Below are 24,718 nucleotides of genomic sequence, written 5' to 3'. Positions count from 1 at the left end.
ACAGGGTCGGAGTCGGCGAGGGGATGCCAGTCGCGTGGGCGAGGTTTGGAGGATGGGGTCACTTCTTCTTCCTCGCCTTACGAAGCTCTTCGGCCAGCTTGGCGTCGGCTCCAGAGAAGCCGTCGATGGTGGCTTTCACCAACTCCCCGACGGTTTTCACGCTTTCGAGTAGCTTGCCGCGGTGATCATCCCAGTTGTCCACGAACTTGCCCATGGCATCGGATATCTCACTGTTGCCCCAATAAGGATGCATGTCATCCTTTCGGTTGTTGAGATCCTTGAGTTCTCTCTGGATCTCCTTCAGTCGGGATTCCGACTTCACCAACAGGTCAACGTTAACGATGAGGTCCGAGTCGCCAGCCATGATGTCCTTGATGTTCTCGAGTTGGGGTATCGCGAGCGCTCACGCCGTCGTCCGTGGTATTGGGGCGCTTCAGCGGTTGACTGCCTGGATTTCCTGGACGGTGACGGCCTGGTCGTTGCCGAAGGTGCCGTCCGGGAGGTCGTCTCCGGCACCGCCGGTGCCGATCCAGGAGATGTCCCAGGTGATCGTGGCCTGGAGGTTGTACGTCCCGTTGCCCGACGAGCGGAGGTACTTGATGCCGCACGGCGGGGTGCGGTTCGCCTTGCCCTTCGCGTAGGGCTCGCCGATCGAGCTGTCGTCGTTGATCACGCATTCGCCGGATGTCGGGTAGGTGACGGCGTCGTCGGTGCCTGGCTCGAGGGTCAGGGATACCGGCTTTGCCGTCGTTGTGGCTTGGAGGTTGAAGCCCGGCACGTTGAGGGCTGCCGTCGCCTGCACCTCGTCGAACACGGTCTTGTCGAGCCATGCCCAGGTTGGGAGGTTGACCTTGGTGGTCTGCTCCGGGGCGAGGGTCACCTCGGTGTCGGGCAGTTGCATGTGCTGGTAGGCCAGGGCCGCGAGGATCTCCGGGGTGATGGCTTCCTCGTACTGCGGAGGCGGGGCCTCGCCGTTGTCGACCCAGAAGGGGAGGTCGTTGCAGGAATTGCGCTTGAGGACATCGGGCTCGTTCGGGTTCTCGACGGCGGCCCAGAACATGCCCTCGCCGTCCTTGTCGACGTTGTAGTCCTTGTAGCCGGGGGTGTCGGTCCAGCCGTACTCGTTCTCGTAATGCCGCTTCAGCTCGCTCAGGGCCGCGCCGGCGTGACCGCCCATGCCGGGGGCGCTCATCTGCCTCTTGATGTCCTGGGACATCTTCTTCTTGAAGTCCTTGGCACCGAGGTAGGGGGCGTACCAGCAGGGCGGCGGGGTCCAGTTGACGTCGGTCGACGTCACATTGCCGGATCTGCCGGCAGGGGCGACCGAACCGGAGTACGTCACCCGCGCAGTGGCGTAGATGCCGGTGCTGTCACTGCCGCCGCTTTGCTCGGGCGCTGAGCCTCCATCGTTTTTGACCGGCTCGGCCGCGTGTGCCGAGTGAGTGAGGCAGGGGAGGGTGAGCAGGGCCAGGGTGAGGAGGCTTGCGCCAACGGCCCTGTGGCGCCTTCGGCTCACCGACACTGAGTGGCCTCCGCTTCGACGTAGACTTCCGACGCCTGCCACAGATCCTTACCTGTCGGATGCTTCACCATGATGATCTTGAAGTGGTCGAAGTCCTCGATGCTGGGTTCGGTCTTCAGGACCTTGCCCGTCTTGATCTCTTTGCCGAAGAACTTGCTCGAGTCCACGCAGAAGGCGACCTCCACCGATGTGCCCTTCGGGCCGAGTCGGGTGGTGGCCTGGTAGTGACGTCGCGTACCGGTTGCCGTCCAGCCGCCGTCGACACGGCTCTCGATCTGTGTCTTCGCGTAGTGAAGTCCACCGGCCGTGGAGTACGTCACCACTGCGGCGTCGTCGGCTGTGCCCTTGTCGACGCCGCGATAGATGGCGCGGATGAAGTTCGCGGCGTCGTCCATCGCTGCCGCCTCGTTCTTGTCCTCCGGCTTGTCCCAGTCGAAGACGAGGTTCATGTCCGCGGGCAGCGACAGGTCCACGCCGTCGGGCTTGTCCTCCTGGGGCGCGGCCGGTTCCGCCGACTTGCTCGGCTGCTCGGACTCCTGGCCTGCGCCGGCGATCTCGTCGCTGCCGGTGGAGCTTTCGTCCCCACCGCCGCAGGCCGTGAGCAGCAGGGCCGCCGCGGTGGCGAACGCGGCGGCGGTGGGCAAGGTGCGGCGCTTCACAGTGACTCCCCGTGAGACAGAAGTGCAGTTGAGATCAGAGACGGTATCGGTGTGGTTTCCGGTTTCGCCAGGGCGAAGAGAAGCGCCAAGGCCGCGATTAAGGCACACGACGTTGAATGGGAACTATCGGGCATGTATTCGAAACATGCAGGTCACCTCTGTCACGTCGCTTCTCGAGAACCACACTGTGTGCCATGCCACCCAAGCGCCCGCGCTCTGGCAGTTACTGACGTCACCCGCGCGGATGATCTCGGTGCGCTGCGTGCGGGACACGCCTTCGTGTGACGTTGTCGCGGTGGAGCGGACTGTTTCCCGCCGCAGTGACGGCGTCAGCGGCGCGTAGGTGTGGCTACTTGTTGGCATTGGAGCTCGCGTTGAGAGCCGCACGAGGTTCGTCTCCGGTTCGCCCATGAGCAATTGGCTCCCCTTGGGCCTCTTCACGGCCGCGCACAGGCGAACCTGTCGGTGTCCAGCTGACAAGGGCCCGTCAGTCGTCGAGCAGTGCGCGCAGTTGAGGTGAGAGATCCGGGATCTCCGCCCCCACCGACCGGGATTCCACGACGGCTCGGGCGTACGCCTCCGCCTCCGGCCGAAGACCCGCCTTCCGCCTTCCCTGGCGGTGGCCCGCGACCCAGACCACGACGGCGAGGGGTATGAGCGCCAGCGCGGTGAGACCGAAGGGCTCGCCCGAACTGACCGCCACCGCGAGGCCGATGCCGGCGGCGAACAGCAGCAGGCAGCCCACCTCGTCGTGCCAGCCGCCCTGGTCGGCGACGCGTTCGTACTCGGACACCGCGGCCGGTTTCGGTGGAGCTGTTGCTGCCGAGGGCGTGCGGGTGTCTTCGTCGGACCGTTCCGCCGGTGCGTACCTCGGGATAGGTGTGACGCCCTTGCCGCCGCCGTCCTCTCCGCGACCCTCCAGCCACGCCGGCACATAAGCCGGCTCGATGCCGTAGGCCCTGGCGAGGCCCAGCACCTCGCGGTAGCCCGCCAGTTCCTTGTGCATCAGGGCACGCTTCCAGCGGAGGCGGACCAGCGTCAGGCACGCCACCGCCACGACAAGCAGCGGGCCCGCGGGGGCGTAAGCGAGCAGCGGCTTGCCGGTCGTCGCGGGGACGACGTGGCCGACGAACGGCCAGATCACCCCCGCCGCCAGGGCGAGACCGCCGATCCATCCGGCGAGCCCCCGAGGTGCCTGGGCCACAGCACGCCGGTGCCGGGCGAGCAGGTCGCTCACCGCTGCGTCGTCGGTGAAGTCGACGCCGGTACGGGCCCCGACGGCACGCACCCGCTCCAGAAGGCGTGAGTCTGCCGCCAGCGCCTCACCGCCGAGCGGCGGTGTGACCGTTCGTGCTTCCGTCACTGTGGATCCCCCCGTGATGCTTGCCTGTCGCTTGCTGCGTGCTCGATTGTGTTCCTAGGTGCCGGGATCGGCGTGGCTTCCGTCGCATTGGGCCACCGGACGGTCACCGAGTCGAGGCACGATGATGGCACGCGTCTCCGGCACCTGCGAGAGATGGGCTCCGCCCGACGCGCGGGCGGAGCCGTGAACGGATCGCTGTCAGCGGTTGACTGCCTGGATTTCCTGGACGGTGACGGCCTGGTCGTTGCCGAAGGTGCCGTCCGGGAGGTCGTCTCCGGCACCGCCGGTGCCGGTCCAGGAGATGTCCCAGGTGATCGTGGCCTGGAGGTTGTACGTCCCGTTGCCCGACGAGCGGAGGTACTTGATGCCGCACGGCGGGGTGCGGTTCGCCTTGCCCTTCGCGTAGGGCTCGCCGATGAAGCTGTCGGCGTTGATCACGCATTCGCCGGATGCCGGGTAGGTGACGGCGTCGTCGGTGCCTGGCTCGAGGGTCAGGGACACCGGCTTTGCTGTCGTTGTGGCTTGGAGGTTGAAGCCCGGCACGTTGAGGGCTGCCGTCGCCTGCACCTCGTCGAACACGGCCTTGTCGAGCCATGCCCAGGTTGGGAGGTTGACCTTGGTGGTCTGCTCCGGGGCGAGGGTCACCTCGGTGTCGGGCAGTTGCATGTGCTGGTAGGCCAGGGCCGCGAGGATCTCCGGGGTGATGGCTTCCTCGTACTGGGGCGGCGGGGCCTCGCCGTTGTCGACCCAGAAGGGGAGGTCGTTGCAGGAACTGCGCTTCAACAGGTCTGGTTCGTTGGGATTCTCGACGGCGGCCCAGAACATGCCCTCGCCGTCCTTGTCGACGTTGTAGTCCTTGTAGCCGGGGGTGTCGGTCCAGCCGTACTCGTTCTCGTAATGCCGCTTCAGCTCGCTCAGGGCCGCGCCGGCGTGACCGCCCATGCCGGGGGCGCTCATCTGCCTCTCGATGTCCTGGGACATCTTCTTCTTGAAGTCCTTGGCACCGAGGTAGGGGGCGTACCAGCAGGGCGGCGGGGTCCAGTTGACGTCGGTCGACGTCACATTGCCCCTGCTTCCGTTCGTGGCGACGGAACCGGAGTATGTGATGCGGGCAGTGGCGTAGATGCCCTTGTCGTTGCTTCCACCGGACTGCTCGGAGGCCCCTTTGTCGGAGCCCACCGGTTTTGCGGCGTATGCGACGTCGGTGAGTGCGATGGCGCTGAGCATGAGAGCGAGTGCCGCGGCACCGGTCAGCGAGCGACAATGTCTCATCACTGGCACTTTGCCGCCTTCGTCTCGACGAAGACCTTCGATGCCTGCCACAGGGTGTCCGACGTGGGGAACTTGACCATGATGATCTTGTAGTAGTCGAAATCCTCAATGCTGGGTTCTGTCGTCAATACCTTTCCGGTCTTCACCTCCTTACCGAAGAACTTGCCGGCGTCGGCGCAGAAGGCAACCTCCACTGACGTGCCGCTATCGGCCGATCGCGTGGTCGCGTTGTAATGGCGGAGGGTGCCGGTGGCGGTCCAACCGCCGTCGATCCAGGCGTTGACCTGAGTCTTTGCGTAATGCAATCCCTCGCCGGTGGAATAGGTCGCGATGGCCGCTTCGTTGGCGGTGCGCTTGTCGACGCCGCGATAGATGGCGCGGAAGAAGTTGGCGGCGTCGTCCATCGCCGCCGCCTCGTTCTTGTCCTCCGGCTTGTCCCAGTCGAAGACGAGGTTCATGTCCGCGGGCAGCGACAGGTCCACGCCGTCGGGCTTGTCCTCCTGGGGCGCGGCCGGTTCCGCCGACTTGCTCGGCTGCTCGGACTCCTGGCCTGCGCCGGCGATCTCGTCGCTGCCGGTGGAGCTTTCGTCCCCACCGCCGCAGGCCGTGAGCAGCAGGGCCGCCGCGGTGGCGAACGCGGCGGCGGTGGGCAAGGTGCGGCGCTTCACAGTGACTCCCCGTGAGACAGAAGTGCAGTTGAGATGAGAGACGGTATCGGTGTGGTTTTCGGTTTCGCCAGTGCGATGAGGGCCATGGCCTTATGTCTCGCCGGTCAGGCCGGTTCGTCGGGAAGGGCTTCGAGGGGATCGGTGAAGGAGACGGTCTGCAGCAGCGCCGACATCAGGCGGTAGACCGAGGCCCAGTGCTCCATGGATGCCGTGTGGAGCGTGAACACGGCCGTGTACGAGCCCGTGGGGAACGGGACGTGCGCCTGGATCTGGCCGGTGAGGAGCTTCGCTTCCTCGCCGGTCGCCGTCACGTCCGGGTTGAGCCGGTACTCGCGCACGCTGATGCACGACACCGCCGGTCCGCAGGGCAGGTCGAGCCAGATCGCGTCGTTGTAGGGGTCGGCGGAGAGCGTGGCGAGGATTCCTTGGGCCACGACGTCCGTGTCCTCGCCGGAGTGGTCGGTCTGCATGACGCCGACGGTGAAGGCGCACTGGACGACGCCTTCCCCAGGCTCGTGCCTTACGGGCTCGTCCGTCAGGGTTTCTTCGGCATCGTCCGCCGCGGAGAACAGTCCCATGGCGGCGTAGGAGAGGCCAGCGTCACCCATCATCTCGGCGATGGCCTCGTAATAGGGAGCGGCGGGCTCCCAGATGTTCGCGTCACCGCGTGAGTAGAGCTCGCGTACGAAAATGCGGGCGCGTTCCGTGCGTTCCTCCGGGGTCGCGGCGATCGGGAGGGCGAAGAAGCCCTCGGGGGCGACGAACCACAGAGGGGGGAGGGCGTCGGGGGACGCGTTGAGGGGCGGTGCGGTGGGCATGGTGCGGGAGCCGTTCGGTGGGGGTCGGTCAGGTGAGGAAGTCCTGCGGATGGTGCTCCGTCGGCGTCAGTTCTCTGCCGTTGGCGTCCATCGTGGTGTTCAGGCCCAAATGACCGAAGGTGGCGACTGTCGTGCTCGGGGCCACGACCTCAATCCGGAAACATCCGCACGGGTTGCGCTTCACGAGCGGCGTCTGAGCGTCCGCTGCCTGTGCGGCGGCGAAGGTCTCAGCTGTCTTGCGCTGCGCTGGTGTGAGTTCTTCCAGGGGGATGAAGTCGAGCGGCTCGATCAGATAGCGGGTCAGTCTCTCCCGGCCGGCGCTGGTCGGGCTGCTCAGTCGGCACCATGAACCATCACTGAAGATGATCCTGGTGTCTTTTCCGCGCTTGAAGTTGCGTAGTTCGACCGTCTGAAGACCGGTGCGAGGGATCTCCCAAAGAAAATCGTCGTAGATGAAGTCTTCGGCGCCCTTGACGTAGTCGAATCCCACGATCACCAGCCGTCGGTCGGTGATCACCGCATGTGTGCGATAGCGCTGGGCGGGGGAGCGGTCCGGATCGAGCTGCCACGGGAGGGTACGAGCGATGGTGCCTGGTGCTGCCCACATGACGGGAAAGTCGTGCACTTCGTCCGCCGGGTTGTCCGGGACGTCTGTGCCGGCATTCGAGGTCGACGTCCCGGCGATGTTCCCACCGTGCATGGACAGGAACGCACCGATCGCCAAACCGATGCCCACCACCGCTCCCTTGACCAGGGTCCGGGCCGTCGAGGTGCCTGCGGAACGGGCCGTGTAAGTGGGACCCTCGGGCCAGCCTTCCAAATCGTTCTGGATGTCGGCACGGTGAGTGTCGCGGAACCAGCGCATTCCACTGACAGGTGCGGCGGCGCCCGTGGCGAATGTGATGGGGGTCCGGGCAAGGAGAGTCTCGCCCGTGTCGGGTTGCCAGAGTTCCATAGGTGGGCCTTCCTCGGATTTCCGGTGCGGTGGAGAACAGGGGGCGTGCTTCGTGGTGTGCCAGCCTGCCGAGTTCTTGCCCGGAGTCAGTCGTCTGTCAGGTGGCCATAGATCTTGGGAGCCACCTTGAGGCCGGCGTCGAGCGCTATCCCACCCGCTCCGAACGGGTTCAGGCCGGCTCCGAAGATGTTGGCTCCCTTTGTGCCGATCAGCTGCCCACTGTGATACCCCGCGTAGGCCAGGCCGCCGAGGCGGGATTTCACGCCGCTGGCGGCGTGCGCGACCTCGTACACGTCGTCCGACCGTCCGCCGATCTTGATCAAACCTGCCTTGCCCAGCCCGCCCATGATGTCGTCGGACTGTTTGCCGAAAGCGAGCAGAACTCGGGTACTGCCGAGTTTCGTCGTCTGGAAGCCTTTGCCGAGCCGACTCGCCGTGGTCAAGGCATCTGCCTTGCCCACCACCTTGATCCCCTTCCCGAACAACCCGATGCCCGGCAGCAGCCCCACAGCGTCCAGTCCCACCTGCAGCCAGCTCACGTCCGCCCCCGCCGCCTTGGCGACCCCGTGTGCCGCCAGGGACAGGCCGGAGCCGATGAGGGCGGCCGCTCCGAAGATGGCCGCGAGGGGCGGGAAGGGGAGGGTGACGATCGCGAGCATGCCGAGTACGGCCGTGACGTCACTGAGCACGTCACCGATCACCTTGATCAGGTCGGCGTGCTCCTTGAGCCAGTCACCGGTCGCGTCCCACGCGTCGGCGATGCTCTGGCCGAGCTTGTCCCAGAACCCGGGCTCGTTGGGCGCGATGTCGGCGGCCTTGTCCAGCTCCTTGCCGATGCGCGCGGCGGCCTGCTTGTAGCGCTCCTCCAGGCCGTGGACCTTCTGGATGACCTCGTCGACGTCGCTCGCCGCCGTGGCGAGGTCGTCGCTGCCCTTGCCCTGTGCCTTCTTCTCCGCCGTGTCCTTGGCGTCGAGGGCCTTTCCGGCGGCCTTGTCCAGCCGGGCCGCCTCGTCCTGGAAGTCGGCGAGCTCGTCGGCCCAGCGGTGGAGGGCGCGGGATGCCTTGCCGAAGGACTCGTAACTCTTCCTGACGAGGGGGGTGACGTCGTGGCCCACGTACTCGGTGAAGGCGAGCGCTGTCTTGCCCTTCCAGGCCCCGCACTCGATCCGTTCGAGCTGGCGCACCGCGGTGCCCAGTTCGCTCGCCAGCGAGCCGAGACGTTTGGCGAGCTCCCGTGTGTCCTCCACGCTCCCCGGCGTCGGGTTGCGCCCGATGTTCGGGTAGGGGGCCTGCGGGCCGGTCACGTCACTTGCCCTTCTTCTTCACCTTGAGGGACTGCGCGAGCTCCAGGTCCAGGTCGCCGAACGTCTTTCCGATCGTATTGATCATCTTGACGGCGCCGTGCGTGTGTTTGCCGAGTTGCTTGATGCCGTAGCCCCACTCGTCGGCGAAGTCCTGTACGTCCTCGACGAGTTTGCTCTCGCCGACGGCGGAGGCGTCCGTGCCGCGGAGACTGCGGCGGGCGTCCTCCATGCGGTCGCTGATGGACGAAAAGGTCTTCTTCAGGCTGTGGAAGACGGTGTCGTCGAGGGTCAGGTCGCTCATGATGTGGGGCCTTACGTGGGGGAACAGTCGTACGTGGGGGTCAGCGGTTGACCGACTGGATCTCCTGAACGGTGACCGCCTGGTCGTTGCCGAAGGTCCCGTCGGGGAGGTCGCCTCCCGCACCGCCGGTGCCGGTCCAGGAGATGTCCCAGGTGATCGTGGCCCGCAACGTGAACGTGCCGTCGCCGGAGGAGCGCAGGTACTTCAGCCCGCAGGGCGGAGTCCGGTCGGCCTTGCCGCGGGTGTACGGCTCCCCGATCGACCCGTCGGCGTTGATCACGCACTCGCCCGAGGCGGGGTACGTCTCGGCGTCCGGCGTGCCGGGCTCCAGCCTCAGGGAGACGGGCCTGGCCGTGGTGGTCGCCTGGATGTTCAGCCCGCCCACGGCGATCGAGGCGGTCACCGACGTCTCCTTGAACCTGGCCCTGTCCAGCCAGGCCCAGGTCGGCAGGTTCACCTTCGTCGCGGCCTCCGGCCTGAGGGTCACCTCGGCCGCCGGCAGACGGACACGGTTGTAGGCGAGCTCGGCGAGTACCTCGGGAGTGACCGCGTTCTCGACCGGGACGGGGTCGCCGTTCTCCACCCAGAACGGCAGCTTGTCGCAGGCCTGCGCCTTGGGCTCCATCCAGCGGTCCTCGTCACGGACGGCGACCCAGAAGGAGCCCTCGTCCTTCTTGCCGAGGTTGTAGTTCTTGTACGTGCCGTCCTTGTAGTCGTCGCGGAACATGCCGACCGACTGCTTGGCGTAGCTGTGCTGGCCGGGGGTGTTGACCGTCTCCTCGTACCTGGACTCGACGTAGTCGCGGAACTGCTCCGCCGAGCGGGGTTCGTACCAGCAGGCGGGAGGGGTCCAGTCACCCACGGGCCGCAGGGCGCCGTCGCCGTCGCCGCCGCCTCGGGAGCCGGAGGTGGAGCCGCTGTAGACCACCTTCGACACGAGGCTGGCGCCTTCGCGGCTGCCGCTCGTCTCCGTCTTCTGACCGTTCGATGCCCCCGGAGTGCCCCACGCGAACGCCGTTCCGGGCAGAAGGGCGAGTACCCCGGCAACCGACGCCGTGGTGAGTCGGCGGTGCCGTTCCCTCACTGCACGCACTTCTTGTTCCCCCGCTCCGACTCGAGCTTGGTGGTCTGCCAGACCCCCTCGTCGTTCTTCTCCAGACGCGTGCTGTACAGCACGTAGGAGTCGTCGGTCGCGGGGGTCTTGTCCACCTTGTTCGTCTTGCGGTCCTTGTTGTACGCCTCGCTCTCATCGGCACAGTACGAGACGCCTGCGGACTCCTTGTCGAACACGCTGATCTCGGGCGCGAAGTAGCGCACGGACCCGGAGTAGGTGAGCCCGGCGTCCACGATCCCCTTGACCCAGTCCTGACTGCCCGCGAGGGCGGTGCCGGACTGGTAGAAGCTGAGCGCCGGGGACTCGGGGTCGCCCTTCGTGACGGCGTACGTCACCGCCGTCTGCGCCCGGCCGGCGTCCGCCAGGGCCGCGTCCTTCGTGGCATCGCCGGTCTTCCAGCCTTCGAACCGCTCCTCCACGTCCCCGGGCAGGGTCATGTCCGGACGCTCGGCCGACGCCTCGGGCGCGCTGGAGGAGGGCGACGCCGTGCTCTTCCCGGTGTCCGTCCCCGCGATCTCGTCCCCGGCCTTCGACCCGCCCTCTTCACCACCACACCCCATCAGCAACAGAGCCGATGTCGCGGCGAACGCTAGAGCGATGGGCAATGAGCGGCGCTTCACAGTGACTCCCCGTGAGACAGAAGTGCAGTCAGGCCAATGACGGTATCCATGTAGCCTCCGGTTTCGCCACGTAGGTCCATCGGGTGACCCCGCCCCCGTGTACACCCCGTCACCGAACCGGGCGAATCCGCCCATCCACCCCCGGCGTTCGTGGTCGAGTCGTGAGAAGTTCATGCGTGACGCGTGAGGAGTGGGGTGTCGTAGGTGATCCTTCCCGCATCGGCCGCCCGGGGTGCACGGTGTCTGGCCGTGAATGACCCCCTCCGACAGGGTCGTTCAACCATGAAGTTGCTGGTGAGCACGCCTCCGGCCCCCGAGGTGAGCGGGGTCACTTCCGTCTTGAGGGCCGTATGCCCGGCTGATACGGTGCCATGGCTTGACACTCACGTACGCGTTGGTTATCCGCCCCGATCAGGGCGGGTACGTCCGACGCGTCCCGCATGTCCGCGCGCGAGCGGACGCGGGTGAAGTGTCCGGGATTTCAGGGAACTTGGCAGACATCATCTTGGGTGTACGGGGAGCGGCTGCGTGAAGATCCAGGAGCGTACGGGGGCGGGCGCGGGTCGTTCCGCGGCTCCGGCTCAACCGTCGGTCGGTGACCGGCTTCCCACTCCGCCCCGCGAGCGCAAGCCCGCCCTCGCCGCGCTCGCCGTGCTGCTGATCCTGGTGGGCGCCCTCGGCGCCACCATGCTCGTGCTGCAGGCCGGCGACCGCATCGAGGTCGTCAAGATCACCCAGGAGATCCCCGCCGGGCAGGCCGTCAACGACAGCAACACCACCTCGGTGATGGTCGCCGAGGACCCGGGCATCCACTACGTCCAGTGGTCCCAGCTCGCCGCCCTGAAGAAGCTGAAGGCCGTCACCACCATCCCCGCCGGCGTGGTCGCCGTCGGGGAGATGTTCGGCGAGGAGGCCAAGGTGCCCGAGGGCAAGGCCCTCGTCGGTGTGTCCCTGAAGGAGGGGCAGTACCCGGCCGGCCTCAAGAACGGTGCCACCGTGGCCGCCTACCGCGTCGGCGGGACCTCCCGCTCCGGGTCCGGTGACGACGCCGACGGCGGTTCGGGCGGCTCGGCCGGCGGTGACTCCGTCATCGTCGACAAGGCCGTCGTCAACTACGTCCAGGACGAAAAGGACGACGACGTCGTCGGCAGCACCAACCTGCCCGTGACGCTCCTCGTCGACGAAGCGCAGGCCACGGTGCTCACCCAGGCCGCCTCCAACGGCGAGGTGGCGCTCGTCCTCGTCCCTGGCAACTAGAAGGCGGCACCCGACCCATGGCCCTCATCGCCCTCGCCGCCGACAAGGGTTCCCCCGGCGTCACCACCGCGGCCGTCGCCCTCGCGGCGGTCTGGCCGCGCCGCGTGCTGCTCGCCGAGACCGACCCGGCGGGCGGTGACCTCGTGTACCGCAGCGCCGCCGCGCACGGCGGCCCGCTCAACCCCAACACCGGCATGCTGTCCATCGCCGCCACCGCGCGGCGCGGTCTCGTGCCCGACCAACTCTGGGACCACGTCCAGCCGTTGAGCGGCGGACTGGAAGTGCTCGTCGGTCTCGGCATCGCCGAGCAGGCCGCCGGTCTGGCCGGGCTGTGGCCCACCCTCGGGCATGCCTTCGCCTCCCTCGCCGACTCGCCCAACGCGCCCGCCGACGTCATCGCCGACTGCGGCCGCATCAGCGGCGACACCCCGGCCGTCGAGCTGTTCCCGCATGCCTCCCTCGTGCTGCTGATCTCCCGCACCGAGCCCGAGGCGCTGGCCCGCGTCCGGGACCGGGCGGCCGCGCTGGCGGGCAAGCTGCACGGCGGGTCGCGCGGCGCCGCCACCCTGAACAGCCCCGTCATCGGCGTCGTCCTCGTCGCCGACCCGGGCAACGCGGCCAAGCTGGCGGGCCAGGTCAACGACATGCTCGTGCACGCCCAGACCGGCGCCCGCGTGGTCGGCACCCTCGCCGACGACCCGGCCGGCGCCGAGATGCTCGCCGGGCGCCGCCGCGGCCGGCTGGACAAGTCGCTGCTGATCCGCTCGGCCCGCAAGGTCACCGCCGACGTGTACCAGCAGTACGGCGCCGCGTGGGTCGCTCAGGCCCAGGCCGCCCAGCAGGCCCACGCCGCCGCGCCGCCGCAGGGTCACGGAGCCGGGCGATGACCGCTGTCGACCACTCGTTGGTCAAGCGGTTCCGCCAGGAGGCCGGTGACCGGATCGCGGAGCAGCGCCGCCTCGACCAGGTCAACGGCGTCACGCCGATGTCCACCGAGGACGAGCGGCAGTACGCCCGCGCCGTCATAGCCCAGATACTCGAGGAGTACGCCCGCTCCGAGATCAACGCGGGCCGTACGCCGCTGGACGCGGAGACCGAGGAGCAGTACGCGGCCGCCGTGCACGCGGCCCTGTTCGGGGTGGGCCGGCTCCAGCCGCTGCTCGACGATCCCGAGGTCGAGAACATCGACATCAACGGCTGCGACCAGGTGTTCGTCGGCTACTCCGACGGGCGCGAGGAGCGCGGCGAGCCGGTCGCGGAGACCGACGAGGAGCTCATCGAGCTGATCCAGGTGCTGGGCGCCTACTCCGGTCTGTCGTCCCGGCCCTTCGACTCCGCCAACCCGCAGCTCGACCTGCGGCTGCCGGACGGTTCGCGTCTGTCGGCCGTCATGGACGTGGCCCGCAGGCCCGCGCTGTCCATCCGCCGGGCCCGCATGGGCAAGGTGTTCATCTCCGACCTCGTCGGCAACGGCACCCTCACCCCCGAGCTGGGGCACTTCCTGGCCTGCGCGGTCCGCGCCCGCAAGAACATCATGATCGCGGGCGCCACCAACGCCGGTAAGACGACCCTGCTGCGCGCCCTCGCCAACGAGATCCCGCCGCACGAGCGCCTCATCACCGTCGAGCGCGCGCTGGAGCTCGGTCTCGACACCTTCCCCGATCTGCACCCCAACGTGGTGGCGTTCGAGGAGCGGCTGCCCAACTCCGAGGGCCAGGGCGCCATTTCGATGGCGGAGCTGGTGCGCCGGTCGCTGCGTATGAACCCCTCCCGGGTCATCGTCGGCGAGGTGCTCGGCGACGAGATCGTCACCATGCTGAACGCGATGTCGCAGGGCAACGACGGCTCGCTGTCCACGATCCACGCCAACAGCTCCAGCGAGGTGTTCAACCGCATCTCCACCTACGCCCTCCAGGCCACCGAGCGGCTGCCGATCGAGGCGAGCCAGATGCTCATCGCCGGCGCGGTGAACTTCGTCGTCTTCATCCAGCGGCGCAACGGCTTCCAGAGCGGCGGACGCCTCCAGCGCATGGTGACCTCCGTGCGCGAGGTCAACGGCGTGGACGGGCGGGTGCTGTCCAGCGAGGTGTTCGCCGAGACGTCCGACGGCCGGGTGATCCCGCACGCCCCCATAGCCTGCCTGGAGGACTTGATGGCCCACGGCTACCGGCCCAGCGGAACGTGGGGGTGAGCCGATGACCACCGATCCGACGACCACCGGTGCCATGGCCGCCGATCCACTGATGACCTCGGTACCGCCCACCACCGACCTCGCCGCCCTCGGCTCCGTCGGCACGATGGGCGGACTGTTCTCCACCACCGTGCTGTACGCGCTCGCCTGCGGTGTCGCCGTCGGCGGCGGTCTCGCCCTGTTCCTCGTCGCCGTACGCGGACTGCCCGCGAAGCCCGACCACGAGAAGCAGAAGGCGAGCGAGCGGGCAGGCGAGCTGATCCGGTTCGCGGGGCGGCGTGGTTCGCTCGCGGCGCTCGTCGGGCTCGCCGTGCTGCTGATGACGCGCTGGGTCGTCGCCGGCGTTGCCTCCGCCGTCCTCGTGTTCTTCTGGGACCGCCTCTTCGGCGGCGCCTCCGAGGAGCGGGCCGCGATGCGCCGCGTGGAGGCCCTCGCCTCGTGGACGGAGTCGCTGCGCGACACCATCGCCGGCGCGGTCGGTCTGGAGCAGGCCATCCCGGCGTCCGCGCGGGCCGCCGCGCCCGTGCTGCGTCCGCACCTCGACGCGCTCGTCGACCGGCTGCGCGCCCGCACCCCGCTGCCCGAGGCGCTCCAGCAGCTCGCCGACGAGATCGACGACGCCTCCGCCGACATCATCGTCGCCGCACTCATCCTCAACGCCCGTCTGCGCGGCCCCGGTCTGCGGCAGGTGCTCGGCGCGCTCGCCAAGTCGGCGCGCGAGGAGGTCGACATGCGGCAGCGCGTCATGGCGCAGCGCGCGTCCACGCGCCGCTCGGTGCAGATCGTGGTCGCCGTGTCGATCGCGTTCGTGCTCGGCCTGTCCATCTTCAACCGCGACTTCGTCGAGCCGTACGGCACGGCCGTCGGCCAGGTGGTCCTCGCCTGCGTGTGCGGGCTGTTCGCGCTGGGCTTCTGGTGGCTGCGCAAGCTGTCCACCATCGAGACGCCCGAACGCTTCCTGGTGCGCGACGACTCCTCGGTGCGTCTGGTGCGTCCCCGCACCCCGGGCGCCGGGCCCGCGCAGGCGTCGCCGTTCCAGCCGGAAGAGGGGGTACGCCGGTGAACGACGGACTGACGATGCCGGTGGTCGTCGGCGCGGTCGTCGGACTGGGCGTCTACGTCCTGGTCCGCGCGCTGATGCCCACCAAGCGCAGCGCCCTCTCCCAGGTCGCCCGGATCGACGCGATGCGCGCCCGCGGCACGGCGTACGAGTCGGCGCGGCCCACGGACCAGGGATCGTCCGGCCGCTTCGCCTCCCTGCGCGCCCAAGTGGGCGACAAGGTCGCCGAGTTCTACCGGCAGCAGGGCTGGGAGCAGCGGTCCCTGCGCGCCGACCTGGCCGTCCTGGAGCGCAGCTGGGAGAAGTTCCTGGCGACGAAGGTGCTGTTGGCGGTCGCGGGTCTGTTCTTCGGGCCGTTCCTGTTCGCCATCGTCTGGCAGCTCGGCTTCGGCAGCAGCCCGGTCATCCCGGTGTGGCTGGCGCTGCTGTGCGCGGTGCTGTTCTTCGTGCTGCCCGACCTGGAGGTGCGCCGGGACGCCGCCGAGAAGCGGCGCGATCTGCGCCGGGTGATCGGCGCGTACCTGGACCTGGTGTCGATGAGCCTGGCCGGCGGCCGGGGTCTGCCCGAGGCGCTGATGGCGGCGGCCGAGGTGTCCGACGGCTGGGCCACGCAGCGGATCCGCAACGCGCTCGCCGACGCCCGGATCACCGGTGTCAGCCAGTGGCAGGCGCTCGGCCAGCTCGGGGAGGAGCTGGGGGTGGAGGAGCTGAAGGACCTGTCCGCCTCGCTGGCCCTCGTCGCGGACGACGGCGCGAAGGTACGGGAGTCCCTCGCCTCGCGCGCCGAGACCATGCGCCACCGCGAACTCGCCGAGATCGAGGGCAGCGCGGGCGAGAAGTCCCAGTCGATGCTCGTGGCGCAGCTGCTGCTGTGCGCGGGGTTCCTGGTGTTCCTGATCTTCCCGGCGGCGATGCGGGTGTTCCAGGTGTGAGATACCGGACCGGTGAGCCGCGAACCGCGGACCGCGCGCCGTACGTCAGAACTTCCGTGAACCGAATTCGAGAGGACAACGCGTCATGAACGGACGTACCTTCCAGACCGGCATCCCCGCCGTCGACTTCCTGGTCACCTTCATGCGGGCCCGTGTCGAGCGGGCGCGCTCCGGCGAACTGGACCGTGGCGCCTCCGCGGTCGAGTGGGTCATCATCTCGGCCGTCGTCGTGGCGATCGTCGGCGTCGTGGCCGCGATCATCAACGCCGCGCTCAGCGAGGGCGCCAACAAGGTCGGCGACTGCATCAAGGGCGCGGACGCGGGCAAGACCTGCTGACCGCACGTACCTTCTCGACGTCGACGTCAACGGGGATGCCGGTGCGCGTACGCAGCTGGGTACGCCGACGGGTGGAGGCCGCCTCCGCCCGCGGCGATTCCGGCATGACCGCGATCGAGTTCGTCTTCCTCACGCCCGTCCTGTTCTTCATGATCTTCGCGACGGTGCAGTTCGCGCTGTACTTCTTCGCCGATCATGTCGCCCAGGCGGCGGCGCAGGCGGGCGCGCGCAAGGCGCGGGCCACGGCGGACGCCGAGCCGGGCGGCTGGCGGGGCGAGGCGCGGGACGTGGTGGACAGCTACATCCGGCAGCTGGGCCCGCAGCTGGTCATCGCTCCGGACGTGAAGATGCTCCAGCCGGAGCAGAACACGGTCGGCGTGGAGATCACCGCGCGTATCCCGACGGTGTTCCCGGGCCTGGACCTGACGGTGCACGCGCAGTCGATGGGGCCGGTGGAGCGGTTCGTGGAGGAGGGGGAGAACTGATGGGCCGTTCTCTTCCGCGTTTGCTGCGGCAGGACGCGGGCGACCGTGGTCTGTCCACCGTCGAGGTCGTGATCCTCGCGCCGGTGATGATCCTGTTCATCCTCGTCCTGGTGGCCTTCGGGCAACTGGTCGACGGGCGGGGCGCGTTGGACGGCGCGGCGCGGGACGCGGCCCGCGCGGGCTCGATCCAGAAGGACCACGCGACGGCGATGGCCGAGGCGCGCGCGGCGGCGGAGGCCAACCTCGAGGACGTCTGCTCGGGCCCGGTGACCGTCGTCCAGACCAGCCAGGGCTTCGAGCCCGACACCCTGTTCAGCGTCCAGGTGAGCTGCGAGGTGCGGGGCCTCGCGATGCTGGGCCTGGACATCCCGACGACGCTCACCGCGAGCTTCAGCTCGCCGCTCGACCCGTTCAGGAGGACGGCGTGAGGGGACGGGCATCAGCGGCCGGCACGCGCGCACGCGTCCGGACGTGGGCGGCGGACCGTGCCGCCCGGCTGGACGACCGCGGCTCGGGCGCCGGCGCGGTCATCATCTTCGCGCTGGTCTTCCTGTCCCTGGCGGCCTTCGTCATCGACGGCGGCATGTCGATCTCCAAGCGGGAGCGCGCGGCGGACATCGCGGAACAGGCGGCCCGCTTCGCCGCCCAGGACATCGACCGCGAGGCCCTCTACGACAACGAGGGCGGACCCGCCCCCATCAACTTCCAGAACTGCGACGCCCGCGTGAAGGCCTTCGCCCGTGAGATGGACATGTCCGGCGCGGACATCGCCGCGACCCACTGCGTGACGGCGACGGTCGACGCGGTCGAGGTCGAGGTCCAGCTCACGTACTCGCCCGTGTTCACGGGGATGTTCTACGGCGGTGACGTGGTGGTGCGGGGGCAGGCGGTCGCGGAGAACGAGGTCGGCTGAGGCCGTGCCGGACGACGAGCGCGCTCTCCGGCCTGCCGCGGGGCGCGGTCCCGGGCTCGAACGGTGTCACGGCTCACGGCTGTCCGTGGAGGACGGCGCGCTCGTGCTGCGCGCCAGTGGCCGTACCCGCCGGGTGCCGGTCGGGGACGGCGGTGTCGCCCGCGCGGTGTTCGTCGACGCGGCGGTCGCCGACGCCGGACGCGACGAACCCGGCCGTCCGGGCGCCTGGGGCGAGGTGCGGCTTCAGGACCGGGACGGCAGGCAGGTCGCCCGCATCCCCCTCGGCGACTGGCTGCCGGAGGCGCCCGCGCTGCCGGAGTGTGCCGTGCAGGGGGAGCAACTGCTCGAGCGTACGGGCGTGGCCGGGCTGCTGAAGGCCGCGGGCGTGCCGTTGCACGTCGCGCGGGACCGGAACGACCCTCGAGCGGGTTCCGGTAAGGGAGGCGTCTCCCTCGGCCCTGGCCCGGCCTTCCCGCTCTGGTACTGGTGCGTGCGGGGCGTCGCAGGGACGCTGTGGTTCTCCGCCTTCACGGTGGTCGTCTTCTCCGGCAGAGTGCCCGGGTGGCTCGTCCTGCTGCTCGCCCTGACCGCCCTGTGCGGGCCGGTGGCGCGGCTGGCGTTGCGCGCGTGGACCCGGCTGCGGGCGGGGCGTCGGCGGGTGACGGTCCTGGGGCGCGTCACGCCGAGTCCGGCGCCCGGGAGCGGGGCGACGGTGCGGTTCCTGCGGGAGACCGAACTGCGCGTGCAGGACCGGGACCTGGTGCTGCGGGATCTGGGAGGCCAGGAGTACTGGTTCCCCCGCTCGGGTCCGCACGCGGTGACGCGGCTGGTGAAGGTGGTCGACGGGATGGGACGGCCGGTCGGGGCGGAGCTGCGGGGGCCCGGCGAGCAGGTGCGGGCGGTGTTCCCGTGGGAGCGGTGGTTCGGCGGGGCGGACGGCTGGTCGAGGCTGAGTGCCGCCTCCGGGCTTGCGGTGTCCGAACGCCGGCTCAGCGGCAGGAGGACATGGCCCAAGGGCCCGGTGCTGGGTACGGGGCTGCTGCCCGGCACGAGCCGGGACGCCCGCCGGACGGCACGCTTCCCCGGCACGGCGGCGGGGGTGTCGTCCACCGCCGTCATGGCGTTCGGGTCCCTGTTCTCGGTGATGCAGGGTGTACGGATCGCCGACACGGCGCCGGGCGTCGCGGCCGTGGCGACGGCGGCAGGGGCACTGGGCCTGGCTCTTCAGGCAGTGCCGTACGTCGTGCACGAAATGCGTGGCCGGCTGGTGCTGGACCGTCCGGCCCGATCGTGACCATGAAGAATCCAGGAAATCGGCACAGGGTTCACGGGTACTTCTCGACGCGATCACGAGGGGCGGCCGATAGCTTCGGCGTGACGTCGGCCAGGTGAATTACCACTGTCCGTCCGTGAAGACCCTGCGACGTTTTCCTGGTGTTCCGGTCACACCTGTGACGTGCGGGGCGTGCGGGGGTGGCCGCAGTTCGGACGCCGCTGGTCGGATGTATCTCCGCGTGATTTGATCAGTGCGTGCTGTTAGTTCGTCGTGGACCGGCGATTTCGACGGTCCGACTTCCGTGACGGAAATCGACGGACATTCCGCGACGCATTGTCCGATACGAAGGGAACGCGCCCTCATGAACCTCGCCCCCCAGGTGGAAACCGCCGAAATATCCGACGCCGACCTGGACCTCGTGTCCGGCGGTCAGGCGGGCGGCGGCGCCGCCCTCGGCCTCGGTGCCCACGCGGAGGCGGGCGCCGTCGGCGTGCACGTCGAGGGCGGGAACCTCGCCCTCACCGCCGGTGTGTGCGCCTCGGTGTCCGCGCAGGGCATCGCGGCGGACGGCCACCTGCACGCGTCGCTGTACTGAGCCCGTGACGCGGGTCCGGGGCCGGGGAGTTCACTCCTTGGCCCCGTTCCCCTTTTTCGGGCGCTTGTCCTCGACCCGCATCTTCTCGTTGACCTGTTTGGTGAGTTCGTTCTCGAGCTTGTTGAATTCACGGACCACCGCGTCGGACATGTCGGCGAGCGCGTCGAGCTGCTGCGTGATGTCCTCGCGGCCGTCCTCCCAGTTCGACTCGAAGTCGGAGAGGGCGTCGTTGACGGAGCCGTCGCCGATGTCGTCCTTGTGCGAGTCGAAAAGCTTCTTCGTGTGATTCATCCGCTTCTTGAGGGACCGCAGGCGGCGCCCGTAGTCCTCCAGATCGGACAAAGGAAGCGCGAGATCGCTCTTTCCCTCACCCACGTGAATCCCCCCTCGGTAGCCGGCGGCCGAGCCTCACCTTCAGCAGGGTACGTCGCTCGAGGGTCGGCGGGCTGCGAGCCCGCTGAACATGCAGAGAAAGTTACAGTTGATCTTTCCAATCGCAGAGATTGTTACGTCAAGGATGTAAGAAAGTCTGCGAGATTGGGTAATCTTCCCTGCATGGACCGAGCTGAGCAGCTGGCCGTCTTGTCGGGCGTCGCTGCCGATCAATGGGGCCTGGTGACGACAGCGCAGGCCAAGAACCTGGGCTTGGGCGGCGTGCAGCTGAAGAGGTTGGTTGAGGCCGGCCTGCTGGAGAACGTCGGCAGGGGCGTCTACGCCCTGTCGGCGGCGGGCATGCCCCGGCATCTGGAGATTAAAGTGGCATGGCTGCGTTTGCAGGCCGGGATTCCGGCCTGGGAGCGTCGCCCGGGCGACCGGGACTCGGGTGTCGTCTCCCACGCCTCTGCCTGCCAGCTCCACGGTCTTGGGGACATTCCTGCTCCGGACGTGGAGATCAGCGTCCCCCGTCGCCGGACGACCACGGATCCCTTCGTGCGGCTGCGAACGGCTCGTCTCGACGCCACAGACATCACCGTCGTCGACGGACTGCCGGTGACCACCGTCTTGCGCACGATTGTCGACCTGCTGCGGGTCAAGGCCGACGGTGGACACGTCGGCGGCGTGATCGCCGATGCGGAGCGCCGCGATCTCGTGGACGTGGGCGTACTCGCCGACGCCGTTCAGCCGCACGCTCGCAAGTACGGTCTTTCCGCAGCGGCCACAGGACAGCAGCTTCTTGACCATCTGGTTGGTCAGGCCGGACGAACGCTGCACTCCCAAGAGGTGGCCCGCGCCGGCGCGGAGGGTGTGGCCGCAGGCAAGAAACTCGCCGCTCTCGAGGATCCGGCGGCCCTTGCCCGCCTCTTCGAGGCCGGAACCCTGGGCGTCGTACTGACGCAGTATGCCGATGCCCTGCAGCCCCTGCGTGACGCCATGAGGGGCGAGGCGTACGCCTCTGTGTTCCAGGAGATCGCCGCTCAACAGGCCGGAATCAGGACGGCGCTGACCAGCACCATGGCCCACCTTGTGCCTGTGTTGCAGGCAGTTCCGAAGGTGACACCGTCACCCACGGCAGGCCGGTTCGACGCATCCGGACTGCGGGACGCATTGCAGCAGGCCTTGGCCCACGACGGGGTCGCGCCCGCATGGAAAGCGGCTTCCCTGGCGCCTCGGCCGCAGCGCATGCTGTGGAAGGCCACGGTGCCCAGTGTCATGACCAATCACTCCGTGGACGCGCCGGGTCCCACACGCAGGCGATCACCTGATCATGTGACAGCCGCTGACGAAGACAGCATGGATACCGAAAAAGGGTCAACGGATGCGGGGGAAGGCCCGCCTTCGGGCTAGGGTCGGTGGTTCAGGGGATCGGGTGGGGGAGCAGACGTCACGTGGCCAAGAGGTACGCGAATCCGTCAGCATTCAGGGCCGCGTTGACGCAGGCCGCGAGGAACATGTCGAAGAAGACAGGCATGAGCGTTCCGGACCTCATGAAGATCTTCTGGTTCAACCGTCTGGCAGCCCGCGTTTTCACCACCGATCCGGACGGCTGGCTCATCAAGGGGGGTCAGGCTTTGCTCGTTCGATACCGTGGACGAGCCCGGCTCAGCCAGGACATCGACCTCCAGTGCACCCATCCGGAACGTAGCGCCGCTGAAGCCAGGGACCTCGTCGTCAAGGCGGCTGCCCTCGATCTGGGGGACTACCTCCGTTATGTGCCGGGGAAGTTCGAGGAGCACAGCGATGAAGGCCGTGGTGGCGCGCAGCACTTCGAGGTTTTCCTGGGTGCGGGGCTGGTCTCCACCATCAAGGTCGATCTCGTCGTCGGCCGTGAGCTGATCGGTGTGCCTGAAGTCCGCACGCTGCGGTCCGCAGTCGACCTCGAATGGCCCGTCGACTGGCCCGACGTGCGGCTCTATCCGGTCATCGACCACATCGCCGACAAAGTGTGCGCCATGTACGAGAGACATGGCCAAAACGGCGAGCATGGGTCCAACCGCTACCGTGACCTCGCCGACCTCCTCCTGATCAGTCAGAGGGAGGCTGTGGACGGACCGGCCGTCTGTCGGGCTCTTCAGCAGGAAGCAGCCCGTCGGAGCAGCCTCGGCCTGCGGATCGTGCTTCCCGGCGCTTTCGAGGTCCCTGGCCCCGACTGGCACGACGGCTACCCTCGGCAAGCCGCCCTGGTGCACGGCCTTCAGGGCTGCAGCAGCTTCAGTGAAGCGGTTCCGGCAGCCGAGGCGTTCCTGAGCCCCATACTCGGCGACGCGGCACGTGGCACGTGGACCCCGCATCAGCAGGCGTGGGCTTGAGCTGTCCGCATCGACCGTGAGCTCCGTCGGTCGCGCACCGGGTCAGCGGTTGATCGACTGGATCTCCTGGACGGTCATGTCCTGGGTCGTCTCGAGCGTGCCGTCGGGCAGGTCGCCCCGGGCGCCGCCCGTACCCTCCCAGGAGATCTCCCAGGTGATCGACGCGGTCAGGCGGTACGGTTCTCCGCCCGAGGCGCGCAGGTAACGGATCCCGCACGGCGGGGTCTTCTCCGCGCTGCCGCGGGTGTACGGCGTGCCGATGGAGCCGTCCGCGTTGATCTCGCAGTCGCCGGAGGCGGGATAGGTCTCCGCGTCCTTCGTGCCCGGGTCGAGGTGCAGCGCGACGGGCTTGGCGGTGGTCTCGGCCCACAGGCCGGTGTCGGGAAGCTCCGCGCGGACGGTGACGTCCTTGAAGGTGGCCTTGTCGAGCCACACCCAGGTGGGGAGGTTCACGGTGGAGCGGGCGGCGGGCTTGAGCTCGATCTCGGTCTCCGGGACCTCGACCTCCTGGTAGGCGTACTCGGCGAGCATCTTCGGCGTCGGGGCGTGCGGGTCGTTCGGGACCCGGCCGGCGTCGACCCAGAACATGATGCGGCCGCAGTCCCAGGAGTCACGGTCGCCCGGGTCCGGTGCGACGCCACGCCAGAAGTGTCCGTCCTTGGCGAGGTTGTAGTTCTTGTAGCCCTCGGCGACGCTGTTGGTCGGCGACTCCAGGTCGAAATTCTCCGCGGGCTTGCCGTCCCGGTAGTGGTCCGTCCACAAATCCTTGCCGAACCACGACTCGTGGATGCCGACGTCGCCGCCGCCGTCCGTGTCCACGAAGTGCTTGAGCTGCTGGGGAGTGAAGGCCGGTTCGTACCAGCACGCCGGGGGCTCCCAGTCGGGGTCGATCGCGCTGAGGCTGCCGGCCTTGTGCCCGGCGGGCTTGCCGCTCGGGTACGAGAGGCGGATGCTCGACGCCGCCGCCGACAGGGTTCCCTTGCCGTCGGTGCCGCCCTTGCTGTCGTTCTTGGTCCCGCCCCCGCCGAACGCCTGCGCGTGCGAAGCGGTGAGAACGACCGTGAGGGCCGACACGACGACGGCGGATGAGAGCCGGAGGGCGCGTGTCACGAGCAACCACCCCGCTCGGACGTGGTCGAGACGGTCTGCCACACCCCTTGCGCGTTCTTGGTCATGGTGACCGTGTACGCGACGTTCGGTTCGGTGCCCGGCGGGTTACCGGTCTCCTTGCCGGTCTTGCGGTGCTTGGTCCGGGCTCCGCTCTCGTCCGTGCAGTAGCGGAGCTGCGCCTTGGTGTTCTCGGCGAAGAGCTCGGCCTCCGGGTCGTAGACCGGAAGTTCGCCCACCACGGTGAGGTTCTTGTCCGTGTAGGAGCGGATCCACTCCTGATCCTGGGAGAGGCCGGCCTTCGTGTCGTAGAAGGCGAGAGCCTCGCTGTCGAGGTCGTTCTCGATGATGGCGGCGTAGCCCGCGCGGAGCTGCTCCCTGCCGTCGTCGAGGACGGCCTGCTTCTCCGGGTCGTCACTCTTCCAGTCCGCGAAGGTGAGCTTGAAGCTGCTCGGGATCGTGATCTCCGGGCGTTCCACCCCGGCCGGGGTGGAGGCCGCCGCCGAAGTCGACGGGCTCGAGGAGCCGGCGTCCGCCCCCTCGATGTCGTCCGAGGAGTCGTCGCCCCCACAACCCGTCAGCAGCAAGGCCGTCGTCGCGGTGAGTGCGGCAGCGGTAATGGTGAAGGCGCGGCGTGCCACGGACGATTCCCCCTGATGTCGGCTGTGTGTAGCTGTCACCGAAGCTATCAAGGGCGTTTGTGAGGCACCGGGGGGTTGTGTGGGGAACGTGCGGAGTGTGCCGTCACTGTGGCGAACGGCACGGACCGGGCAAGCTCAGGCACCGCACTCCGTCGCCTTCCCCTCCACCGTGATCTGCTGCGCCCGCCAGACCTGCGTGTCCGTGGCCGGCGCCATGAGGATGCTGAACTTCTGGAAGCTCGCCGGGGCCTTCCCGGTGCGGTGGACCTTGCCGGTGCGTATGTCCTTGCCGTAGACCTCGGACCGGTCCTCGCGGAAGGTGACCAGCACCGCGCCCGAGCCCGACGCGGGCGTCCTCGCGTCGTCGTAGCGGTCCGTGCCCGTGAAGGTCCAGCCGCCGTCGACGTACTCCTTGATCTGGGATCGCGCGTAACGGGCCGCCGGCACCCGAGTAGAACCGGTCAGCCGGGAGGCCGAGGTCGGGGCGGTCGGCCTCGGGGGCCGCGGATGACGGGGCCTGCGGGTCGAGGTGTCCCTCGCCGGGCCGTCCTCGCCACCACCACATCCCGTGCCCCCGCCGG

At 68.6% G+C, this 24,718-nt stretch carries 29 protein-coding genes; 13 read left to right on the top strand and 16 right to left on the bottom strand.

The window, feature by feature from the left end; all coding sequences use genetic code 11:
- Positions 1-58: 58 nt before the first annotated feature.
- From ACQY0Z_RS04375 to ACQY0Z_RS04320, 12 genes are all read right to left on the bottom strand, one after another.
- Positions 59-364: a hypothetical protein gene (locus ACQY0Z_RS04375; RefSeq protein ID WP_189903214.1), complete on the bottom strand. Its 306-nt coding sequence runs from the start codon at positions 362-364 to the stop codon at positions 59-61.
- A 69-nt stretch (positions 365-433) separates the two neighbouring features.
- A complete protein-coding gene (locus tag ACQY0Z_RS04370; RefSeq protein ID WP_439813346.1) occupies positions 434-1,471 on the bottom strand; it encodes a hypothetical protein in 1,038 nt (345 codons plus the stop codon).
- Positions 1,472-1,512: 41 nt separating this feature from the next.
- A complete protein-coding gene (locus ACQY0Z_RS04365; RefSeq protein WP_439811858.1) occupies positions 1,513-2,181 on the bottom strand; it encodes a hypothetical protein in 669 nt (222 codons plus the stop codon).
- Between the two features lie 487 nt (positions 2,182-2,668).
- The gene (locus ACQY0Z_RS04360) at positions 2,669-3,544 is read right to left on the bottom strand and encodes a hypothetical protein (protein ID WP_439811857.1); all 876 of its coding nucleotides are present in this window, start codon (positions 3,542-3,544) and stop codon (positions 2,669-2,671) included.
- A gap of 198 nt (positions 3,545-3,742) precedes the next feature.
- A complete protein-coding gene (locus tag ACQY0Z_RS04355; protein WP_439811856.1) occupies positions 3,743-4,771 on the bottom strand; it encodes a hypothetical protein in 1,029 nt (342 codons plus the stop codon).
- A 44-nt stretch (positions 4,772-4,815) separates the two neighbouring features.
- Positions 4,816-5,484 carry a hypothetical protein gene (locus ACQY0Z_RS04350; protein ID WP_254585637.1) on the bottom strand — a complete coding sequence of 223 codons (669 nt, stop codon included), beginning with the start codon at positions 5,482-5,484 and terminating at the stop codon, positions 4,816-4,818.
- A gap of 104 nt (positions 5,485-5,588) precedes the next feature.
- Positions 5,589-6,302: a hypothetical protein gene (locus ACQY0Z_RS04345; RefSeq protein ID WP_381729871.1), complete on the bottom strand. Its 714-nt coding sequence runs from the start codon at positions 6,300-6,302 to the stop codon at positions 5,589-5,591.
- A 28-nt stretch (positions 6,303-6,330) separates the two neighbouring features.
- Complete coding sequence (locus ACQY0Z_RS04340; protein WP_439811855.1) at positions 6,331-7,257, bottom strand: hypothetical protein; 927 nt, start codon at positions 7,255-7,257, stop codon at positions 6,331-6,333.
- 86 nt (positions 7,258-7,343) lie between these two features.
- The gene (locus ACQY0Z_RS04335) at positions 7,344-8,561 is read right to left on the bottom strand and encodes an enoyl-CoA hydratase/isomerase family protein (protein ID WP_381729869.1); all 1,218 of its coding nucleotides are present in this window, start codon (positions 8,559-8,561) and stop codon (positions 7,344-7,346) included.
- Position 8,562: 1 nt separating this feature from the next.
- Positions 8,563-8,862, bottom strand: coding sequence for a hypothetical protein (locus tag ACQY0Z_RS04330; protein ID WP_381729868.1), 300 nt, complete (start codon positions 8,860-8,862; stop codon positions 8,563-8,565).
- Positions 8,863-8,902: 40 nt separating this feature from the next.
- Positions 8,903-9,955: a hypothetical protein gene (locus tag ACQY0Z_RS04325; protein ID WP_439811854.1), complete on the bottom strand. Its 1,053-nt coding sequence runs from the start codon at positions 9,953-9,955 to the stop codon at positions 8,903-8,905.
- Positions 9,943-10,581, bottom strand: coding sequence for a hypothetical protein (locus ACQY0Z_RS04320; RefSeq protein ID WP_439811853.1), 639 nt, complete (start codon positions 10,579-10,581; stop codon positions 9,943-9,945). Before ACQY0Z_RS04320 ends, ACQY0Z_RS04325 begins: the two co-directional genes overlap by 13 nt.
- A gap of 543 nt (positions 10,582-11,124) precedes the next feature.
- Between ACQY0Z_RS04320 and ACQY0Z_RS04315 the strand changes: the two genes are divergently transcribed.
- The 11 genes from ACQY0Z_RS04315 (at position 11,125) to ACQY0Z_RS04265 (ending at position 19,642) form a co-directional block, all read left to right on the top strand.
- The gene (locus ACQY0Z_RS04315; RefSeq protein WP_254585582.1) at positions 11,125-11,853 is read left to right on the top strand and encodes a hypothetical protein; all 729 of its coding nucleotides are present in this window, start codon (positions 11,125-11,127) and stop codon (positions 11,851-11,853) included.
- Between the two features lie 17 nt (positions 11,854-11,870).
- The gene (locus tag ACQY0Z_RS04310; RefSeq protein ID WP_254585583.1) at positions 11,871-12,740 is read left to right on the top strand and encodes a hypothetical protein; all 870 of its coding nucleotides are present in this window, start codon (positions 11,871-11,873) and stop codon (positions 12,738-12,740) included.
- The gene (locus tag ACQY0Z_RS04305; RefSeq protein ID WP_189903235.1) at positions 12,737-14,044 is read left to right on the top strand and encodes a CpaF family protein; all 1,308 of its coding nucleotides are present in this window, start codon (positions 12,737-12,739) and stop codon (positions 14,042-14,044) included. The genes ACQY0Z_RS04310 and ACQY0Z_RS04305 overlap by 4 nt, the downstream gene beginning before the upstream one ends.
- Positions 14,045-14,150: 106 nt before the next feature.
- The gene (locus ACQY0Z_RS04300; protein ID WP_037778529.1) at positions 14,151-15,107 is read left to right on the top strand and encodes a type II secretion system F family protein; all 957 of its coding nucleotides are present in this window, start codon (positions 14,151-14,153) and stop codon (positions 15,105-15,107) included.
- 14 nt (positions 15,108-15,121) lie between these two features.
- On the top strand, positions 15,122-16,036 hold the full coding sequence (locus tag ACQY0Z_RS04295) for a type II secretion system F family protein (RefSeq protein ID WP_189903342.1): 915 nt from the start codon (positions 15,122-15,124) through the stop codon (positions 16,034-16,036).
- A gap of 85 nt (positions 16,037-16,121) precedes the next feature.
- Positions 16,122-16,373 carry a hypothetical protein gene (locus ACQY0Z_RS04290; protein WP_189903237.1) on the top strand — a complete coding sequence of 84 codons (252 nt, stop codon included), beginning with the start codon at positions 16,122-16,124 and terminating at the stop codon, positions 16,371-16,373.
- Positions 16,374-16,408: 35 nt separating this feature from the next.
- Positions 16,409-16,858, top strand: a complete 450-nt coding sequence (locus ACQY0Z_RS04285) for a TadE family protein (protein WP_189903239.1) — start codon at positions 16,409-16,411, stop codon at positions 16,856-16,858.
- Positions 16,858-17,286 carry a TadE/TadG family type IV pilus assembly protein gene (locus ACQY0Z_RS04280; RefSeq protein ID WP_189903241.1) on the top strand — a complete coding sequence of 143 codons (429 nt, stop codon included), beginning with the start codon at positions 16,858-16,860 and terminating at the stop codon, positions 17,284-17,286. Before ACQY0Z_RS04285 ends, ACQY0Z_RS04280 begins: the two co-directional genes overlap by 1 nt.
- Positions 17,283-17,771, top strand: a complete 489-nt coding sequence (locus ACQY0Z_RS04275) for a pilus assembly protein TadG-related protein (RefSeq protein WP_439811852.1) — start codon at positions 17,283-17,285, stop codon at positions 17,769-17,771. The genes ACQY0Z_RS04280 and ACQY0Z_RS04275 overlap by 4 nt, the downstream gene beginning before the upstream one ends.
- A 103-nt stretch (positions 17,772-17,874) precedes the next feature.
- Positions 17,875-19,065 (top strand): hypothetical protein, encoded by a 1,191-nt coding sequence (locus tag ACQY0Z_RS04270; protein ID WP_254585584.1) that lies wholly within the window; start codon positions 17,875-17,877, stop codon positions 19,063-19,065.
- Between the two features lie 343 nt (positions 19,066-19,408).
- Entirely contained in the window at positions 19,409-19,642 is a 234-nt protein-coding gene (locus ACQY0Z_RS04265; protein WP_189903247.1) for a hypothetical protein, read from the top strand.
- A gap of 30 nt (positions 19,643-19,672) precedes the next feature.
- Here ACQY0Z_RS04265 and ACQY0Z_RS04260 read toward each other — a convergent pair whose 3' ends face one another.
- Positions 19,673-20,017 carry a hypothetical protein gene (locus ACQY0Z_RS04260; RefSeq protein WP_189903249.1) on the bottom strand — a complete coding sequence of 115 codons (345 nt, stop codon included), beginning with the start codon at positions 20,015-20,017 and terminating at the stop codon, positions 19,673-19,675.
- 180 nt (positions 20,018-20,197) lie between these two features.
- Between ACQY0Z_RS04260 and ACQY0Z_RS04255 the strand changes: the two genes are divergently transcribed.
- Together ACQY0Z_RS04255 and ACQY0Z_RS04250 are read left to right on the top strand one after the other, a co-directional pair.
- A complete protein-coding gene (locus ACQY0Z_RS04255; RefSeq protein WP_254585585.1) occupies positions 20,198-21,427 on the top strand; it encodes a type IV toxin-antitoxin system AbiEi family antitoxin domain-containing protein in 1,230 nt (409 codons plus the stop codon).
- 122 nt (positions 21,428-21,549) lie between these two features.
- The gene (locus ACQY0Z_RS04250; RefSeq protein WP_439811851.1) at positions 21,550-22,389 is read left to right on the top strand and encodes a nucleotidyl transferase AbiEii/AbiGii toxin family protein; all 840 of its coding nucleotides are present in this window, start codon (positions 21,550-21,552) and stop codon (positions 22,387-22,389) included.
- Between the two features lie 42 nt (positions 22,390-22,431).
- Here the strand turns inward: ACQY0Z_RS04250 and ACQY0Z_RS04245 are convergent, their stop codons facing one another.
- From ACQY0Z_RS04245 to ACQY0Z_RS04235, 3 genes are all read right to left on the bottom strand, one after another.
- Complete coding sequence (locus tag ACQY0Z_RS04245) at positions 22,432-23,499, bottom strand: hypothetical protein (RefSeq protein ID WP_439811850.1); 1,068 nt, start codon at positions 23,497-23,499, stop codon at positions 22,432-22,434.
- Entirely contained in the window at positions 23,496-24,137 is a 642-nt protein-coding gene (locus ACQY0Z_RS04240) for a hypothetical protein (RefSeq protein ID WP_347225288.1), read from the bottom strand. The genes ACQY0Z_RS04245 and ACQY0Z_RS04240 overlap by 4 nt, the downstream gene beginning before the upstream one ends.
- A gap of 135 nt (positions 24,138-24,272) precedes the next feature.
- Positions 24,273-24,584: a hypothetical protein gene (locus tag ACQY0Z_RS04235; protein WP_381724487.1), complete on the bottom strand. Its 312-nt coding sequence runs from the start codon at positions 24,582-24,584 to the stop codon at positions 24,273-24,275.
- Between the last annotated feature and the right edge of the window lie 134 nt (positions 24,585-24,718).

Source organism: Streptomyces sp. P9-2 (genome assembly GCF_051903975.1).
GTDB lineage: Bacteria > Actinomycetota > Actinomycetes > Streptomycetales > Streptomycetaceae > Streptomyces > Streptomyces cellulosae.
This window is presented reverse-complemented; position numbering and strand designations above follow the sequence as displayed.